General features: G+C 67.7%; 15 protein-coding genes and 1 pseudogene. 12 read left to right on the top strand and 4 right to left on the bottom strand.

From position 1 onward, the window contains the following. The first annotated feature begins 63 nt into the window (after positions 1–63). A complete protein-coding gene (locus BIZ42_RS06035; RefSeq protein ID WP_070425857.1) occupies positions 64–2,979 on the top strand; it encodes a TonB-dependent receptor in 2,916 nt (971 codons plus the stop codon). A 93-nt stretch (positions 2,980–3,072) separates the two neighbouring features. Here BIZ42_RS06035 and BIZ42_RS06030 read toward each other — a convergent pair whose 3' ends face one another. Further along, on the bottom strand, positions 3,073–3,330 hold the full coding sequence (locus tag BIZ42_RS06030; protein ID WP_019183827.1) for a DUF2789 domain-containing protein: 258 nt from the start codon (positions 3,328–3,330) through the stop codon (positions 3,073–3,075). A gap of 165 nt (positions 3,331–3,495) precedes the next feature. Here BIZ42_RS06030 and BIZ42_RS06025 point away from each other — a divergent pair, with 165 nt between their 5' ends. From BIZ42_RS06025 to BIZ42_RS06000, 6 genes and pseudogenes are all read left to right on the top strand, one after another. After that, on the top strand, positions 3,496–4,083 hold the full coding sequence (locus BIZ42_RS06025; protein ID WP_070425856.1) for a biliverdin-producing heme oxygenase: 588 nt from the start codon (positions 3,496–3,498) through the stop codon (positions 4,081–4,083). Positions 4,084–4,132: 49 nt separating this feature from the next. Beyond that, entirely contained in the window at positions 4,133–4,525 is a 393-nt protein-coding gene (locus tag BIZ42_RS06020; protein ID WP_046274323.1) for a YbaN family protein, read from the top strand. Positions 4,526–4,638: 113 nt separating this feature from the next. Beyond that, a pseudogene (exbB, locus tag BIZ42_RS06015) lies at positions 4,639–5,369 on the top strand (tonB-system energizer ExbB). Between the two features lie 9 nt (positions 5,370–5,378). Further along, complete coding sequence (exbD, locus tag BIZ42_RS06010; protein ID WP_019183831.1) at positions 5,379–5,804, top strand: TonB system transport protein ExbD; 426 nt, start codon at positions 5,379–5,381, stop codon at positions 5,802–5,804. Beyond that, on the top strand, positions 5,801–6,529 hold the full coding sequence (locus BIZ42_RS06005) for an energy transducer TonB (RefSeq protein WP_070425855.1): 729 nt from the start codon (positions 5,801–5,803) through the stop codon (positions 6,527–6,529). The genes exbD and BIZ42_RS06005 overlap by 4 nt, the downstream gene beginning before the upstream one ends. Before the next feature lie 141 nt (positions 6,530–6,670). After that, positions 6,671–7,495: a DUF5694 domain-containing protein gene (locus BIZ42_RS06000; RefSeq protein WP_070425854.1), complete on the top strand. Its 825-nt coding sequence runs from the start codon at positions 6,671–6,673 to the stop codon at positions 7,493–7,495. 63 nt (positions 7,496–7,558) lie between these two features. On the opposite strand, the gene BIZ42_RS05995 is transcribed toward BIZ42_RS06000, so the two are convergent. Next, positions 7,559–9,586 carry a sodium-translocating pyrophosphatase gene (locus tag BIZ42_RS05995; protein WP_019183833.1) on the bottom strand — a complete coding sequence of 676 codons (2,028 nt, stop codon included), beginning with the start codon at positions 9,584–9,586 and terminating at the stop codon, positions 7,559–7,561. Between the two features lie 362 nt (positions 9,587–9,948). On the opposite strand from BIZ42_RS05995, the gene BIZ42_RS05990 reads away from it, so the two are divergent. Further along, positions 9,949–10,452 (top strand): hypothetical protein, encoded by a 504-nt coding sequence (locus BIZ42_RS05990; RefSeq protein WP_070425853.1) that lies wholly within the window; start codon positions 9,949–9,951, stop codon positions 10,450–10,452. A gap of 96 nt (positions 10,453–10,548) precedes the next feature. On the opposite strand, the gene BIZ42_RS05985 is transcribed toward BIZ42_RS05990, so the two are convergent. Continuing rightward, positions 10,549–11,805, bottom strand: coding sequence for a 6-phosphofructokinase (locus tag BIZ42_RS05985; RefSeq protein WP_070425852.1), 1,257 nt, complete (start codon positions 11,803–11,805; stop codon positions 10,549–10,551). 141 nt (positions 11,806–11,946) lie between these two features. Here BIZ42_RS05985 and BIZ42_RS05980 point away from each other — a divergent pair, with 141 nt between their 5' ends. The 3 genes from BIZ42_RS05980 to BIZ42_RS05970 all read left to right on the top strand — a co-directional run bounded on the left by BIZ42_RS05980 (position 11,947) and on the right by BIZ42_RS05970 (position 14,800). After that, positions 11,947–12,510: an adenylate kinase gene (locus BIZ42_RS05980; protein ID WP_019183836.1), complete on the top strand. Its 564-nt coding sequence runs from the start codon at positions 11,947–11,949 to the stop codon at positions 12,508–12,510. A 333-nt stretch (positions 12,511–12,843) separates the two neighbouring features. Further along, positions 12,844–14,208 (top strand): UDP-N-acetylmuramate:L-alanyl-gamma-D-glutamyl-meso-diaminopimelate ligase, encoded by a 1,365-nt coding sequence (mpl, locus tag BIZ42_RS05975; protein ID WP_070425851.1) that lies wholly within the window; start codon positions 12,844–12,846, stop codon positions 14,206–14,208. Between the two features lie 13 nt (positions 14,209–14,221). After that, the gene (locus tag BIZ42_RS05970) at positions 14,222–14,800 is read left to right on the top strand and encodes an LON peptidase substrate-binding domain-containing protein (protein WP_019183838.1); all 579 of its coding nucleotides are present in this window, start codon (positions 14,222–14,224) and stop codon (positions 14,798–14,800) included. 51 nt (positions 14,801–14,851) lie between these two features. Here the strand turns inward: BIZ42_RS05970 and BIZ42_RS05965 are convergent, their stop codons facing one another. Continuing rightward, positions 14,852–16,855, bottom strand: a complete 2,004-nt coding sequence (locus tag BIZ42_RS05965; protein WP_070425850.1) for a bifunctional DedA family/phosphatase PAP2 family protein — start codon at positions 16,853–16,855, stop codon at positions 14,852–14,854. A 101-nt stretch (positions 16,856–16,956) separates the two neighbouring features. Between BIZ42_RS05965 and BIZ42_RS05960 the strand changes: the two genes are divergently transcribed. Then, the gene (locus tag BIZ42_RS05960) at positions 16,957–17,619 is read left to right on the top strand and encodes a phosphotransferase (RefSeq protein ID WP_070425849.1); all 663 of its coding nucleotides are present in this window, start codon (positions 16,957–16,959) and stop codon (positions 17,617–17,619) included. The last annotated feature ends 3 nt before the right edge of the window (positions 17,620–17,622 follow it).

Here is a 17,622-nt window from a genome sequence, read left to right as displayed (position 1 = left end):
TGCATCCGCACCTGCGTGTGGATGACCCGCCTCTGCGGCACTGATCTTTCGACAGGTTTTTTCATGCGTACTTCCACCCGCGCGGGGCATCGCCTGCGCCCGTCACGTCTCTGCATCGCCCTGCTCAGCGCCGGCCTGGCCACCGCGCCGGCACTGCCGGCCCTGGCCCAGTCCAGCCCGGCCTCCGCTGCGGCCACGCTGCGTTTCGACATTCCCGCCCAGCCGCTGGCCGACGCGCTGCGCACCTACATGCGGCAATCCGGTGTCCAGGTCGCCTATCCGGCAACACTGGCCGAAGGGCTCACCTCCACGGCGGTGGCCGGGCAGATGGATGCACCGTCGGCCTTGCTGCGCCTGCTGCAGGGCAGTGGGTTGAACATGCGCCAGGTCGGGCCGGAAGCGGTAACGCTGGAGCGCGCACGGGTGGCCGGCAACGACGACGGCCTGATCGTCACCGATGCGCTCAGCGTGGCAGGTGATCGCATCGAGGGCGGCAGCGACGCCGAGCGCGCGCTGGACGTGTACCGCACCGCCGGTTCCAGCGCCTACATCGACCGCACCACCATCGAGCGCTTTCGCGGCACCTCCACCTCGGACATCGTCAAGGGCGTGGCCGGTGTGACCGCCGGCGATCCGCGCACCGCCAACGCGCTGGACGTGAACATCCGCGGCATCCAGGGCCAGAGCCGCATTCCGGTGATCATCGACGGCGGGCAGTCGACCATGGATACCTACCGGGGTTACGCAGGCCAGTCGCAACGCACCTATCTGGATCCGGACCTGATCTCCAACATCACCATCACCAAGGGGCCGAGCCTGGGCGTCAATGCCTCCGGCGGCATCGGCGGCGTGGTGGAGATGGAAACGCTGAAGATCGAGGACGTGCTGCGCGATGGCCGTGACGCCGGGCTGCGCGTGCGCACCGGCATGGCCAATGCCAGCGCCAACAACGTGCCCGCCTACGACGCCGCACCGCGCACCGACCGCAGCGCGCTGGGCAGCCAGTTCTTCAACATCGCCACCGCCAAGCATTGGGATCGCTTCGACCTGGTCGCCGCCTACGCATGGCGGGAGAACGGCAACTACTTCTCGGGCAAGCACGGCTACGACGACTTCCCACAGACCCGACGCACGCTGGCACCGTTGAATCCGCCGGATACCGAAGTGTTCAACACCTCCGCGCGCTCGGAGTCCTTCCTGCTCAAAGGCACCTGGCGCATCGACGATGAGCAGACGCTGGAAGCGGGCTACCGCCGTTATGAAGGCACCGCCGGCGAGATCATGGCCTCGCAGATCATCCGCGTGGACCGCGACCGCGTGCCGCAGTGGGACCCGGGCCATGTCGACATGGATGCCTACAACCTGCGCTACCGCTTCAACCCGGACAACGAGCGGATCGATCTGAAGGCCAACCTCTGGTACACCGACGCCGACAGCCTGATGTACAACGGCCTGACCGGCATCACCCCGTGGTACTTCGATCGCCGCACCGAGTGGTACGACGGCCCCTCGTTCAACACCGACCCGGGCTACAAGGATGCCTACCGCAATGAGCTGACCCAGACCCGGCTCGGTTTCGATGTGGGCAACACCACGCATCTGGACGGTCGCGCCGGGTTGTTCACGCTGGACTACGGCCTGTCCTTCAGCGACGAGGACGTCGGCCCGGGCCCGCACTCGCCGGTCATGCACGACGACCTGGTCAACAACCGCTTCCTGCGCAACGCCGAGCGCAAGGAATACAGCGCGGTGGCCTCGGTCAAATGGCAGCCGGACGAGCATTGGGAAGTGGTGGTCGGTGGCCGCTACAACCGCGTCAACGTGCACGACCGCAATCGCCTGGCCACGCCGGAAACGTACGGGGTGATCGGTCAGTACCGCTACACCCAGCTGCTGGACGGCAACCCCGATCTGCCGGCATGGCGCGCCAAGCGCATCGCCATGCTCAACTGGTATCCGGATGCCAACGGCCAGTTCACCGAAGCCTCGCTGCTGGCATCACCGTATGAGAAGGGCACGGTGGCTGACATCACCGGCTGGAACTTCTACGACGCCGATGATGCCGAAGATCTGAGCGTGCCGGTCAGCTGGACCTGGTCGCAGCCGATCCGTCGGCGCGACAGCGCCTTCATGCCCAGTGCCAGCGTCACCTACCGTTTCGACGAAGACACGATGGTGTACGTGAAGTACGCCGAGGGCGTGAAGCTGCCGAGCCTGTTCGAGACCACGCTGGGCCTGTTCACCGCGGCCAAGCCGACCGGTGAGCTCAAGCCGGAGCGGGCAGGGACCTGGGAGGTCGGTGCGAGCACGGTGCGCCACAGCCTGTTCACCGAGGGCGACCAGGCCGGCTTCAAGCTGGCCTACTTCAACACGCGCATCGCTGATCTGATCACCCGCGACTACCGCACCCTGTCGGCCGGGCTGATCCGCAACGTGGACCGCTTCAAGGTTTCCGGCGTGGAGTTCCAGTCCAGCTATGACAGCGGCATGGTGTTCGCCGATCTGTCCGCGCACTACTACATTCAGGCCAAGACCTGCGCGCCGGACATCGCCGCCGAGCGTCGTGCCTACGGCATCCAGCGGAAGATCGAGGAACTGAAGAACACGCCGGACTGCGTGGATGGTGGCTTCGAAGGGTCCTACAGCAACACCCAGAACCCGCCGCGCTACAACGTCAACCTGACCCTGGGCTCGCGCCTGTTCGACCAGCGCCTGAGCTTCGGCACCCGGGTGATCCACAACGCCGGCCCGATCAGCACGCTGGACAAGGAATGGAACGTGGGCCTGTCGGCGATCCAGCAGCTGTACCGCCCGGCGACCATCGTGGATCTGTTCGCCAGCTGGCAGGCCAGCGAGCAGTTCGCGGTCGACCTCAACGTGGACAACCTGACCGACCGCTACTATCTCGATCCGCTGGCGCTGGGCGTGATGCCCGCACCGGGCCGGACGGTGCGGATGGCGCTGACCTACCGCTACTGATATCTGGACTCGACAGGGGCCGGCATGGCCGGCCCCTGTCGTGCATCCAGCCTGCCCATCCGGGGCCGGCCGGCATCAGATGCCCGTAATCGCTCAGCCGGCGTTGGCCTGCGCGGTCGCATCGGCGTGCAGGGCTTCGCTGAGCTCATCGACCACGATCGCCCACTCGGCATCCGAGCGCAGCTGCTCGGTCAGGAACTGGCGCTGCCCGTCGTTCCAGTACGGCGCTTCGATCAGGCGGATATCGTTGGAGAGCTGGTGGTCGCGGATGAAGGCGGCGATCGCCTCCTCGCTGGCCTCCAGCCCGAGCTGCAGGAACAGATTGGTCATGCGCGGTTCGGTGGTGATCATCGTGTCATTCCAGTGGCAGGGCGTGGCCCGTATTATCGGGGCAAGGCCGTGACGGTGGCATGTGACGGACGCAACGCTTCCCACGCGACAATGGGCTTGGGGTTGCAGCCGTGACAGACGTCTTCAACAGAGAACCGCGCCCCACTTCCCCATCCAAGCAGTGCCATGATCGTCATCGATACTCCCCAAGCCACCCGCAGCCAACGCCTCAAGGCCGCCACCCGTGACAGCCACGGCGCGCTGGACAAGCGCATCATGGCCGGCGACATCTTCGCCAGCCGCGACCTGTTCGCGAAATTCGTGCGCGTGCAGTTCCGCTTTCACCGCGACATCGACGCGCTGTATGGCAACCCCGCGCTGGACGCGCTGCTGCCCGACCTGGACGAGCGCCGCCGGCTGCCGCTGATCGCCCGCGACCTGGCCGATCTGGAACAGACCCTGCCACTGTCGGCATCCACCGGCCTGGATGGCGACCTGCCGCTGCCGGCCGCGCTCGGCTGGCTGTATGTGGCCGAAGGCTCCAACCTGGGGGGCACCGTGTTGTACAAGATGGCCGCCAGGCTCGGCCTGGACAGTGACTTCGGCGCGCGCCACCTGGCCGCACATCCCGATGGCGCGGCCCGCCATTGGCGCGCGTTCACCGCCGCGCTCGACGGCGTCGCGCTCACCCAGGCGCAGGAACAACAGGTGATCGATGCCGCCGATGCCGCTTTCCGCAGCGTGCACGGTCACGTCGAGGAAGAATTCGCATGAGCACCGTTCGGCACAGCTCCGCCGTGCCGGACCGCCACGGCCACCCGTGATGCGCTGGCTCTGGTTCGGCCTGGGCTGGATCATGGTGGCGCTGGGCGTCATCGGCGCCCTGCTGCCGGTGATGCCGACCACCATCTTCCTGATCCTGGCCGTCGGCTGCTTCGCGCGCAGCTCGCCGAAGTTCGAGCGTCGGCTGCTCGAGCATCCTCGTTACGGCCCACCGCTGCGCCTGTGGCGCGAGCAGGGCGCGATCAGCCGCAAGGGCAAGGCCTTTGCCGGCGCAGGCATGGCGTTCGGCTTCGTCATGTTCTGCTGGGGCGCGCATCCGTCCTGGCCGCTGCTGCTCGGCGTCGGCCTGTTCTTCGCCGCCAGCGCGGCCTATGTGCTGTCACGGCCCGCGCCGCGGCCATCGGCCACGCCGGATCGCCCGTCGGAGCGCTGAACGTGCTGTCCGCCCCGCACTGATTTCCACCGCTTCGCCCCCGATATTCCTCCCCCCTTTGCCTGCCTCCGGCCCTGTCACGCGCCGCGATGCCCTGACCGACGACTCCGCCCATGACCCTGCCCATCGCTCTTCCTGCCACCGTGGCGGCGCTGCCGCATGACCTGACTCCCTGGGGCATGTACCAGGCCGCCGATGGCGTGGTGCAGGCCGTGATGATCGGGCTGGCGCTCGCCTCGATCGCCACCTGGACCGTGCTGGTCGCCAAGACCTGGGAGCTGGCGCGGCAGCGCACGACGTTGCGCGCGGCCCGTGCGCTGCTGCTGCAGGCCGCGCACCTGCCGGCGCCGCAGACGCAGCCGTTGCTGGACGAGGGCGTCGCGCATGCGTTGATCGATGCCGCCCGCACCGAGCTGCGCCTCTCGCATGACGCGCATGATCCCGTCGGGATCAAGGAGCGCGTCGCGTCGCGCCTGGAACGCATCGAACTGGCGCATGCGCGCCAGCTGCGCACCGGCGTGGGCCTGCTCGCCAGCATCGGCGCGATCGCGCCGTTCGTCGGCCTGTTCGGCACGGTCTGGGGAATCATGAACAGTTTCATCGGCATCGCCCATGCCAACACCACCAATCTTGCCGTCGTCGCACCGGGCATCGCCGAGGCGCTGCTTGCCACCGCACTGGGCCTGGTCGCGGCGATTCCCGCCGTGGTGATCTACAACCACTTCACCCGCGTGCTGGCCGGTATCCGCGGCCTGCTGGGGATCTGTCCGCGGGCGTGCAGCAACTGGTCTCGCGCGATCTGGACCGGCTTGGCAAGGCGCCGGCCGTGCACGACGCGCGCTGAGGACCGGCCATGCCCATCAAGACCGCCCGCCACGACGACGACGCGCTGGAAGAAAGCCACGAGATCAATGTCACGCCCTTCATCGACGTCATGCTGGTGCTGCTGATCATCTTCATGGTCGCCGCGCCGCTGGCCACCGTGGACACGCCGGTGGACCTGCCGGCCAGCACTGCGCAGCCGCAGCCACGCGATGGCGAACCGGTGTTCCTCTCGGTGCAGGCCGATCTGTCACTGAGCATCAACGACGTGCCTGTGGGCCGTGATGGCCTGAAAGCTGCGCTGGAGCGGCTGACCGCCGGTGACCACGAGCAGCGCATCTACCTGCGCGCCGACCAGGCGGTGCCCTATGGCGATCTGATGCAGACCATGAATGCCCTGCGCACGGCGGGGTATCGCAGGATCGCGCTGGTCGGGCTGGAGCAGCGCCGCGAATGAGCCGCGACCCCGCCGCGACGCTGCGCTGGGTGGGCAGCCTGGCCCTCGTGTTGGCCGTGCATGGCGCGCTGATCGGCGGCGCGCTGTGGTGGCAGCACCGTGCGCCGGTGCTGGCCAGCGACACGCCCGTGGAAGCGGTGATGGTGGAGCTGGCGCCGGTGCCTGAGGCGCCATCCGCGCCACCGAAGGAGATGCCGCCCGGGCCGCTGCAGCACGAACAGCATCGGCCCGAGCCCACGCCGGTGCCGAAGATCGATCTGCCGCCGGCCGACACCCCGGACGCGCAGGACGTGCTGCGTCGGCAGACGCCGCGCGAAGAGGAGCCGACCGACCCGCACAACGTCGATCAGACGCTGGCACCGCCGGATGTCTCCGCACGCCCGTCCGAACGCTACGCTGCCACGCAGACCGTGGCCGGCCACCAGGGCAACGCGGCGGTCACCTGGCAGGGGCTGCTGCTCGGCCATCTGGAACAGTACCGCCGCTATCCGCGCCAGGCCGAGCGCCTGCGCCAGCAGGGCGTGGCCTATGTGCGCTTCTCGGTCGACCGCCAGGGCAACGCCTCCAACATCCGCCTGGGCCAGAGCAGCGGCCATCCGCTGCTGGATGAGGAAACCCTGGCCACGGTGCGCCGCGGCAGCCCGCTGCCGCCGCCGCCCGCCGAGGTGGCCGGTGATCCGGTGGAGGTGATGGTACCGGTGACGTTCTTCATCCGGCGGCGTTGAGGCGTGCATCACGCTCGCAGTGACTTTCGACCCGCGTGCATGCCGTGATCGCGTTGCAACACTCCAGCAACACCGGTACGTCCGGTCAACAGCTGAGGAGCACCTCGTATGGCATGCAGGCCCACCGTCGTATCCCTCTGCATGGTTGCCGCCCTCCTGAGCGGCGTCGCTCACGCGCGGAGCACTGACGGCGGTCCGATTGCCGACTACCTGCTGATTGGCAGTTACCACATGAACAATCCTGGCCGTGATCTGCAGAACATGACGGCCGATGATGTGTTGGGCGAAAAGCGCCAACAGGAAATAGCCGACGTCGCCCAGCTGTTGGAACGCTATCGACCCACCAAGATCATGGTCGAGGTCGACTCGGCTCGACAAGCTACGCTCCAGGAGAACTTCGTCGCTTCCTGTGCAGGCAAGCGCGCGCTGTCGCGCAGCGAATCCGAACAGCTCGGCTTTCGTATCGCCTGCGCGCTGGACCTTGGCAAGGTGTACGCCGTGGACTGGAACGGCCAGGGGCCCATCACCGACAAGGCGCGCATCGATTACACCGCCGCCGTCGAGACGTACGGCCAGCAGGCGCAGTACGCGGCCTTCACGGCAATGGTGAAGGCGCAGGTCGACGAGGATCAACGGCTGCTCGACAACGGGACCGTGGCGGAGGCGCTGCGCCACTTCAATGGCGCGCAGTGGCTGCATTGGAACGCCGCCACCTACTACCGTCTGGGCCTGCTGGGCACGCCGGAAGACCCGGTCGGCGCCAACTGGGTGCAGTCGTGGTACGGACGCAACCTGATGATCTTCAATGCGATCGCGCGTGCCACCCGCGCCGGTGATCGCGTGTTGGTGATCTATGGAGCGGGGCATGGCAACCTGCTTCGCCAGTTGGCGGAGGATTCGGGCCTTTACCGTATCCACGATCCTGCCAGATGGCTGGTGGACACGAGCCCGGTTGCATCGCACTGACTGCACGGCACGCACGCACCCCTTGGGCGCGCCGGCCAACGAGGCCAGCGCGCCCGTTCTGCCTCAGAGCAGTGGCACCAGCAGCAGTGCCACGATGTTGATGATCTTGATCAGCGGGTTGATCGCCGGGCCGGCCGTGTCCTTGTACGGATCACCGACGGTATCGCCGGTCACCGCGGCCTTGTGCGCCTCACTGCCCTTGCCGCCGAAATGGCCATCTTCGATGTACTTCTTGGCGTTGTCCCAGGCGCCGCCGCCGGTGGTCATCGAGATCGCCACGAACAGACCGGTGACGATGGTGCCGATCAGCAGGCCACCGAGCGCACGCGGCCCGAGCAGCAGGCCGACCACCACCGGCACGGCGACCGGCAACAGCGAGGGGATGATCATTTCGCGGATCGCCGAGCGGGTCAGCATGTCCACCGCGCGGTCGTACTGCGGTTTGCCGGTGCCTTCCATGATCCCGGGAATCTCGCGGAACTGGCGGCGCACTTCCTCCACCACCGCACCCGCCGCGCGACCCACCGCTTCCATCGCCATCGCACCGAACAGGTAGGGGATCAGGCCACCGATCAGCAGGCCGATGATCACTTCATGGTTGGACAGATCGAAGGCGAAGGTCTCGCCGGGATTGGCGGCCTGCAGGTTGTGCGTGTAATCAGCGAAAAGCACCAGTGCGGCCAGGGCCGCTGAGCCGATGGCGTAGCCCTTGGTCACCGCCTTGGTGGTGTTGCCGACCGCATCGAGCGGGTCGGTGATGTCGCGGATCTCCGGCGGCAGTTCGGCCATCTCGGCGATACCGCCGGCGTTGTCGGTGATCGGGCCGTAGGCATCGAGTGCGACGATCATCCCGGCCATCGAGAGCATCGCCGTGGCGGCGATGGCGATGCCGTACAGGCCGCCGAAATAGTGTGCCAGCCAGATCGCCACGCACACCGCGATCACCGGCAGGGCGGTGGACTTCATCGAGACACCGAGCCCGGCGATGATGTTGGTGCCATGCCCGGTGGTGGAGGCCTGCGCCACGTGCTGCACCGGTTTGTACTGGGTGCCGGTGTAGTACTCGGTGATCCACACGATCAACCCGGTCAGCACCAGCCCGATCAACGCGCAGAAATACAGGTTCAGCGCGCCATGCGCGTTGTCCGGCATCAACTGCGTGGTGATCGGGTAGAACGCGATCGCCGCCAGCACCCCGGATACGATCACGCCCTTGTACAGCGCGCCCATGATCGAGCCGCCCGGTTTTACTTTGACGAACAGCGCGCCCACGATCGAGGCGATGATCGAGACACCGCCCAGCACCAGCGGATACAGCACCGCATTGGCGCCGGCCTCGGCGATCATCAGGTTGCCGAGCAGCATCGTGGCGATCACGGTGACGGCGTAGGTTTCGAACAGGTCCGCCGCCATGCCGGCGCAGTCGCCGACGTTGTCACCCACGTTGTCGGCGATCACCGCCGGGTTGCGCGGGTCGTCCTCGGGAATGCCGGCTTCGACCTTGCCGACCAGGTCCGCGCCGACGTCGGCGCCCTTGGTGAAGATGCCGCCGCCCAGCCGCGCGAAGATCGAGATCAGCGACGAACCGAACGCCAGCCCGACCAGCGCGTGCAGCGTCTGCGCGACATCCAGCCCGAGCTTCAACAGCAGCGCGTAGTACCCGGCCACGCCCAGCAGGCCCAGCCCGACCACCAGCATGCCGGTGATCGCACCGCCGCGGAAGGCCACGTCCATGGCTGCGCTCAGGCCGTTGCGGGCCGCCTCGGCGGTGCGCACGTTGGCGCGGACGGAGACGTTCATGCCGATGTAGCCGGCCGCGCCGGAGAGCACGGCGCCGATCGCGAAGCCGATCGCGGTGTACCAGCTGAGGAAGATGCCGACCAGCACGAACAGCACGGCACCGGCGATGGCGATGGTCAGGTATTGGCGGTTGAGGTAGGCGCGCGCGCCTTCCTGGATGGCGGCGGCGATTTCCTGCATGCGCGCATTGCCAGCCGGCTGCCGGAGGATCCAGCGTGCCGACACGATGCCGTAGAGAATCGCGAGGATGGCGCAGAACAGCGCCAGAGAAAGCCCATAACGTTCCAGCATGTCCCCTCCCGGGTGATGGAATGACATCCAGTGAACGGATGAACTTCTCCACACGGGGGCACAACGGGCTGCAACCATGAACCAACCCGTTCAGACCGTGCCCGGTCGTCTAGCGTGTGGCGGTGTTCAGCAATCCCTGGTGGACCGAGTATGCGGGCAAATCCTCGATGCAAGCCAGCAAGGATTACAAACCGCATGCGTGAGGCCGAACTGTCAGTGACATGGGTAGCGCCGACCAGTGGCATGGGTAGTGCCGGCCGCTGGCCGGCAACCACGCAGATCCGGACGACGGGCCGCCTTTGCCACGCCGTTCAGCCACCCACTGGCAGCCTCGGCCCATCCCCAGCCGTTGGAGTCCTGCCATGTCCCCCCGTCATCTGTTGTGGCTGGCCCTGTTGCCCGCCGTGTCCTCTTTCGCCGCCGAGACCCCCGAACTGCAGCGCGCCGCGGGCACCCCGCAGGCGGTGGGCGCGGCCCACACCCTGCGCCAGATTCCCGAAGCCTGCGCGCGGCTGGAAGGCGTGTTCACCGGCGAAGCGGCCCAACCGTACAAATTCGCCGTGGTGCGTACCAGCGAGCAGTGCCAGCCGCGGGCCCGCTTCGTCGACTACGACAAGGCGCAGCCCAGCGAGGCCAAGGGCTGGAAACTCAATGATGTGATCCGTGTGCCGAATGCGGGCTGCCCGGCCCAGCAGGCGGTGGTGCGCGTGTGGCGCATGCCGGTCACCACCACGCCCGAACGCGATGGCCAGGGCCAGTCGCGCATCTACCTGGAAGACGCCAAGAAGCAGGCCGCCGCCGGCAAGATCGCGCAGGTGCCGATGTTCGCCGCGCAGATGAAGGTCGAGGGCAAGGCCTGCAACTGACCTGACCACGCACCGGTAGTGCCGGCCGCTGGCCGGCTTCCCGGACGCTGCCGGGGACACCGCGGTGCCGGCCAGCGGCCGGCACCGACGGGTTGCTCATGCTTCGAAGGCAGGCAGCTTCTTCTTCACTGCCACGTTCTTCAGCGTCACGTACTTCGGCAGCCCATCAGGCCCGAACGGCAACGGGGCTTCCCCCTTGATCAGCGGGGCGAGATAGGCGCGGGCCTTGTCGGTGATGCCGAAGCCATCGCGGCGGATGAAGCCGGCCGGCATCTTCTTCTCGTGGTTGGCCACCTTGTGCAGCGGGGCGGCCTCGATTTTCCAGCGATAGGGTTTATCGCTGGTGCGCACGATCACCGGCATCACCGCGTTCTGGCCCTTCAACGCGAACTGCACCGCCGCCTTGCCCACCGCCTGTGCCTGCTCCCAGTCGGTTTTGGAGGCCAGATGGCGCGCCGAGCGCTGCAGGTAGTCGGGCAGGGTCCAGTGGACCTTGTAGCCCAGTCCATCCTTGACCCGGGCCGCCAGCTGCGAGGCCACGCCGCCGAGCTGGGTATGCCCGAACGAATCGGTGCCACCGCCCGCATCGGCGACGAAACGGCCATCGGCCGTCTGGATGCCCTCGGAGGCCACCACCACGCAGTAACCCACGCGCTCGACCACCTGTTTCACCTTGGCCAGGAACGCGGCCTCGTCGTAGGCGCGCTCGGGCAGCAGGATGATGTGCGGGGCGTCATCGGCGCCCTGGCCGGCCAGCCCCGCGGCCGCCGCGAGCCAGCCGGCATGGCGGCCCATCGCTTCGTACACGAACACCTTGGTCGAGGTCTCGGCCATCGCGGCCACGTCCAGCGCCGCTTCGCGCACCGAGACGGCCGTGTACTTGGCCGCCGAGCCGAAGCCCGGGCAGGTATCGGTCACGGCCAGATCGTTGTCGATGGTCTTGGGCACGCCGATGCAGGTCAGGTCGTAGTCGAAGGCCTTGGCCAGCTGGGAAACCTTCCAGGCGGTATCGGCCGAATCGTTGCCGCCGTTGTAGAGGAACCAGCGCACATCGTGCGCGCGCAGCACCTGGAGCAGCCGCTCGTACCTGCCGCGGTCGGCCTCCAGCGATTTGAGCTTGTAGCGGCACGAGCCGAACGCGCCGCCGGGGGTATGGGCGAGGGCGGCGATCGCGGCAGCGGTTTCCTTCGAGGTGTCGATCAGGTCCTCGCGGAGCGCGCCGAGAATGCCGTTGCGTGCGGCCAAGACCTTGATTCCTTTGGCCCTTGCCGTGCTGATGACCGCCGAGGCCGTGGCATTGATGACGGCGGTGACGCCGCCTGACTGGGCGTAGAGCAGGGTACCGTTGGGCATGGTGCGACCTTGGTCTGGGGGAAGGACATTGCAGAGACATTACCGGTATGGGGTAAAGTGCGCGTATTGCGGTGCAGCGTGATTGTGGACAATCCCGGGGCGCGCGCCCTTCCATTTTCTTACCACGTTGGAGTCAGGTTGATGCGATTGGTTCTGTTGGGACCGCCCGGTTCGGGCAAGGGGACGCAGGCGACGCGCCTGAAGGAACATCTTTCGATTGCGCACATTTCCACCGGCGACCTGCTGCGTGCCGAAGTGGCGGCGGGGACCGAGCTGGGCAAGCAGGCCAAGGCCGTGATGGATGCCGGCAACCTGGTGTCCGATGACATCCTGCTGGGCATGCTCGAGTCGCGCCTGGGCCAGGACGATGTGGCCAAGGGCTTCATCCTGGATGGTTACCCGCGCAACGTGGCCCAGGCCAATGCGCTGGACAGCCTGCTGGCCAAGATCGGCCAGCCGCTGGATGCGGTCGTGCAGCTGGACGTGCCGACCGAACTGCTGGTCGAGCGCATCGCCGGCCGCGCCGCCGAGCAGGGCCGTGCCGATGACAACCCCGAATCGGTGCGTCAGCGCCTGCAGGTCTACAACGACCAGACCGCGCCCGTGGTGGATTTCTATGCCGGCCGTGGCACGCTCGCACGCGTTGATGGCGTGGGTGAACTGAACGACGTGGAAGCGCGCATCCGCGCCGCGATCCAGGCCTGATCCGGTCGGTGCCGCTACGGCGGCACCGCACGGGCAGTGCGCTGCCCAGTGCCTGAAACACACACGCCCGGCCCCCGAAGGGACCAGGCGTGTGGTTTGAAGGTGCCAGCGAGCGGGCTTGCTCAGAGCCCCGCAGCATGAGCCCCCCTGGGGATGGCCTCTTGGGGAGTAGGACCAATGGGGTGCTGCGGCTGGCCCATGGAATTGTGTCCGTCTTCACAGTACGGCGCTATCGGGATTTCCCTGACACCGTGATGGACTTCTCTGATACTCGACTAGGAGTTATCTGACGGCGATGTCCATCGACGGTGATGATCGGCGACAATCGCAGGCATGAGCACGATCCACATTCTTGGTATTGCAGGCACTTTCATGGGCGGCGTGGCCGCGCTGGCACGCGAGAAGGGCCATACGGTCCGCGGCAGCGACCAGGCGATCTACCCGCCGATGTCCACCCAGCTCGAACGCCTGGGCATCGCCCTGGATCCGGGCTACCGCGCCGACAGCGTGGCACCGGACTGCGACGAGGTGGTGATCGGCAATGCGCTCTCGCGCGGCAACCCTGCCGTGGAAGCCGTGCTGGATGCCGGCCAGCGCTATATCTCCGGGGCCCAGTGGCTGTCCGAGCAGGTGCTGCCGGGCCGCGACACCCTGGCTGTGGCCGGCACACACGGCAAGACCACCACCACCACCATCCTGACCTGGCTGCTGCACAGCGCCGGGCGTGAGCCGGGCTTTCTGATCGGCGGCGTGGCGGAGGATTTCGGCGTGTCCGCGCGCATCGGCAGCGGCCGCGAGTTCGTGGTCGAAGCCGACGAGTACGACACCGCGTTCTTCGACAAGCGCAGCAAGTTCGTGCACTACCGGCCGCTGGTGGCGATCCTCAACAACCTCGAATACGACCACGCCGACATCTTCCCGGACGTGGCCGCGATCCAGCGCCAGTTCCATCACCTGATCCGCACCGTGCCCGCGCGCGGGCGCCTGATCGTCAACGGCGAAGATGCCTATCTCGCCGAGGTGCTGGCGATGGGGTGCTGGACGCCGGTGGAGCGCTTCGGTTTCGATCCTGCGCTGGAATGGCACGCCGAACTGGTGGAGGCCGACGGCAGCGTGTTCGTGGTGCACCATCGCGGCGAGCGCATCGGTGAAGTGCGCTGGTCGCTGCTCGGTCGCCATAACGTGCTCAACGGGCTCGCGGCGCTGGCCGCCGCGCATGCGGTAGGTGTCGAACTGGCCACGGTGATGCCGGCGCTGGCCGCGTTCCGCAGCGTCAAGCGCCGGCTGGAAGTGATCGGCCAGGCGCGCGATGTCACCGTCTACGATGACTTCGCGCATCACCCCACCGCGATCCGCACCACCCTCGAGGGCCTGCGTGCGAGGGTTGGTGAAGCCCGCATCGTGGTGGCGATGGAACCGCGCAGCAATTCCATGCGGCTGGGCGCGCATGCGCAGGCGCTGGCGCCGTCGCTGGACGGTGCCGATGCCGTGGTGTTCCTGCACCGCCCGGAGTTGGCCTGGGATGCGGCCGGCGTGATCGCCGCCGTGCGAGGCGACGCGTATGCCGTGCCGGATACCGATGCGCTGCTGTCGCGCCTGGACGCGATCGCCATGCCCGGCGACCACGTGGTGTTCATGTCCAATGGTGGCTTCGACGGCGCGCCGCGGCGCTTCCTGGCACAGCTGCAGCCGTCCTGAGCGGGGGCTGGCCATGACCGACACCGCGTCACTGCCCCTGTTCCCGCTTCACACCGTGCTGCTGCCCGGCGCCGCGCTGGGCCTGCGCGTGTTCGAGCGGCGCTACCTGGACATGCTGCGCGAATGCAGCCGCGCCGGTACCGCGTTCGGTGTCTGCATGATCCTGCACGGTGAGGAAACCGGCGCCCCCGCGGTGCCGGCCGCCTACGGCGTGGAGGCGCGGATCGAGGATTTCGACGTGGGCGCCGATGGGGTGCTGGTGCTGCGCCTGCGTGGCCAGCGTCGCTTCCATGTCGATCGCACGCGCGTGCGCGACAATGGGCTGATCATTGCCGAGGTGACCTGGTGTGCGGCCGACAGCGACGATGAGCTGCAGCCCGAACATGCCCTGATGGCGACCGTGCTTGAGCACATCATCGAACAGGCCGGTGCCGCGTTTGCTCCGGTCAGCCCGGCGCAGATGGAGCAGGCCAGCTGGGTCGGCTGGCGCCTGGCTGAGCTGCTGCCCCTGCAGGATGCGCAGCGCCTGCAGCTGCTGCAGCACGATGACCCGCACCAGCGCCTGCAGGCGTTGCTGGACTGGATGCCGTAACGCGGGGCGAGGCCCCGCTGCACGAACGGCCGGGATGATCCCGGCGCTGCCTCACTCGGCCGCGGGCATGCGCACCCGCAGCACCGGCATCTGCGTATCCGGATGGGTGTCGACCTGCTGTGGCAGGCCATCCAGTGCCTGGCGCACCGCATTGAGCGAGGGGTCGATGCCACGCATCGGGCGCCACATCCCGATCAGATTGAAGTGCTGCTGGTAGTGCAGGGTCTGCGCACTGCCGAGCCACAACGGCTCATCCACCGGCGCTGACAGACGCGCCGGCGCCGGCCACAGGCGCAATGCGAACATCTCGTTGGGGGCATTGCCGGCCCGCAGCATCAGCAGCGATTCGACCTGCGTGTCCAGGGTGGCTGGCAGGACCGGCACCTTGTCCTTGTCCGATGACTTGTCGAGCATCAACAGCGCCTGCTCCCAGCCGGCCTGCGGCTGTACGCGCCAGCCCTGGCTCTCCAGGCGGCGCTGCAGCGGTGCCAGCGGGCCGGCCACCTGCACATCCAGCGGCCAGCGCTGGTCGTCATCGAATTCATTGCGGCGCGAGGGCAGGTGCTGCCACTCGGTCGTCCACCAGGCCTGTGCATCCAGCGGCGCCGGGCTCGGCTGCGCCGGTTCGAAGCGCGCCAGTTTCACCGGGATGTTGCGCGGGGCGTACCAGAGCGCGGCCACGGCGAAGGTACCGTAGAACAGCCACGCCACCGGCTTGACCCAGAACGAGCGGTTGAAGCGGCGGCGGTACGCGATGCCGAGCACCAGCAGCCAGAACAGGCCGAACAGCATGCCGCCGATCACATCGCTCAGCCAATGGGCGCCGAGGTAGATGCGGGCGAAGCCGATCAGGCTGACGATGATGCCCGACAGCAGGTAGGGCCACACGCGGGTGCGGCCGGGCAGTTCGCGCGCGATCAGCACGGCGAAGAAGCCGAAGGTGATCGTGGCCATCGTTACCGAGACCGACGGGAAGCCGAAGCCGCTGCTCGCATCCGGCGGCCGGACCACATCCACGGTTGCGCCGAGCAGCTTGCACAGGGCCAGGCCGAAGGCCAGCGCGGCCAGCCAGTGACCGGCCGCCATCCAGCGCCGGCGCCAGACCAGGTAGCCCATGCCGGCGGCCGTGGCCGGCAACAGGACCTGCCAGGCGCCCAGCGAGGCCAGCGCGGCCATCGGGTAATCGGCCAGCGGATTGCGCAGGGCCAGCATGGCGTGGTGCACGGCCAGATCGACCCGCAGCGGTTCGCCATGGGCGACCACCGCCATCAACAGGGCGAACCAGCCCCAGCCAAGCAGCAGCAGCATCACCGCCAGCATCGCCAGCGGCACCGATTCACGCCGCTGGGGATCGAACACCGCCACCGAGTAACGGCCCAGCGTTGGATGGCGCTGCGACCAGTTCAACAGCATGGCCAGCCAGCTGTCCATGCGCGAGGCCGACCAGCGGTAGCCGTACAGCACGATCGCCCAGACCAGGCCCATGATCACGCCGAGCAGGCCCAGCACCATCACCAGCCGGCCGGCAACGGCGGCGACCGCGTCATACGCCTCGCCGAGCACCCAGCCGGGGGCCAGGAACAGCACCGCCCAGGACAGGCTGGCGATGCCACTGGCCTGGAAGTAGCGCGAGAGCGGCATCTTCATCATGCCGGCGATGGCCGGCACGAACGGGCGGATCGCGCCGACATAGCGCGCCACCAGGATGCTCTTGAACGCGTTGCGGCGGAACATCGTCTCGCCGCGGTCGAGCAGCTGCGGATACTTGCTGAAGGGCCAGAAGCCCCGCAGGCGATCCCCCCAGCGCCGGCCTACCCAGTAGCTGATGCCGTCGCCGGCAAACGCGCCCAGCGCTGCGCAGGCCACCGCGTACGGCCCGGTGATCTGGCCCAGGCCGATGAACACACCCACGGCGAACAGCAGCGGCAACGCGGGCACGATCGCGCCCAGCACGATGACCGCATCGCAGAAGGCAATGAGGAAAATGACCGCACCGGCAAGCACGGGGTGAGCTGAGATCCACGCAAGCGTGGCATCGATCCATGACGAGTCCATCGGAGGATTATAGGGGGGCAAAGTGACTGACTGCCGGCCAGCGGCGGGCAATGTGCGGCATCTACAGTGAATGAGCGCGATCAGCCGCCTAGAATGGCGCCATGACACGCCCTGCCGATCCCGCCCCGACCGCCCTCAAAGCCGACAGCTTCGGCCGCATCCTGCTGATGGAGCAGGACGGCCAGCGCTTCGTGCGCCGTGATCTGGAGGCCACCCCGTGGTGGCTGCGCCTGCCGGCATGGTGGCTGGCCCGGCGCGAGGCGCGCGCGCTGGCGCATCTGGATGGGATGCCCGCCACGCCGCGGTTGCTGGGCTGGAACGGGCGCTGGCTGGACCGCAGCTTCATGGCCGGCGATGCGATGTACCAGCGTCCGCCGCATGGCGACGTGGCCTACTTCCGTGCGGCGCGCCGTCTGCTGCAGCAGGTCCATCGCCACGGCATCGCGCACAACGACCTGGCCAAGGAAGCCAACTGGCTGGTGCGCGAAGACGGCTCGCCGGCCCTGATCGATTTCCAGCTGGCGGTGATCGGCAATCCGCGCTCACGCTGGATGCGCCTGCTGGCCCGCGAGGACCTGCGCCACCTGCTCAAGCACAAGCGCATGTACTGCCGGCCGTCGCTGACGCCGGTGGAGAAGCGGTTGCTCAAGCGCACCTCGTGGGTGCGTGACCTCTGGTTCCGCACCGGCAAGCCGGTCTACCGCTTCGTCACCCGCAGGATCCTGCACTGGGAAGACAACGAAGGGCAGGGCCCCAAGCCGTAGCAG

This window comes from Stenotrophomonas sp. LM091 (genome assembly GCF_001806305.1).
GTDB lineage: Bacteria > Pseudomonadota > Gammaproteobacteria > Xanthomonadales > Xanthomonadaceae > Stenotrophomonas > Stenotrophomonas bentonitica_A.
The sequence above is the reverse complement of the archived record's forward strand: the minus strand, read 5'-3'. Positions and strand labels throughout refer to the sequence as shown.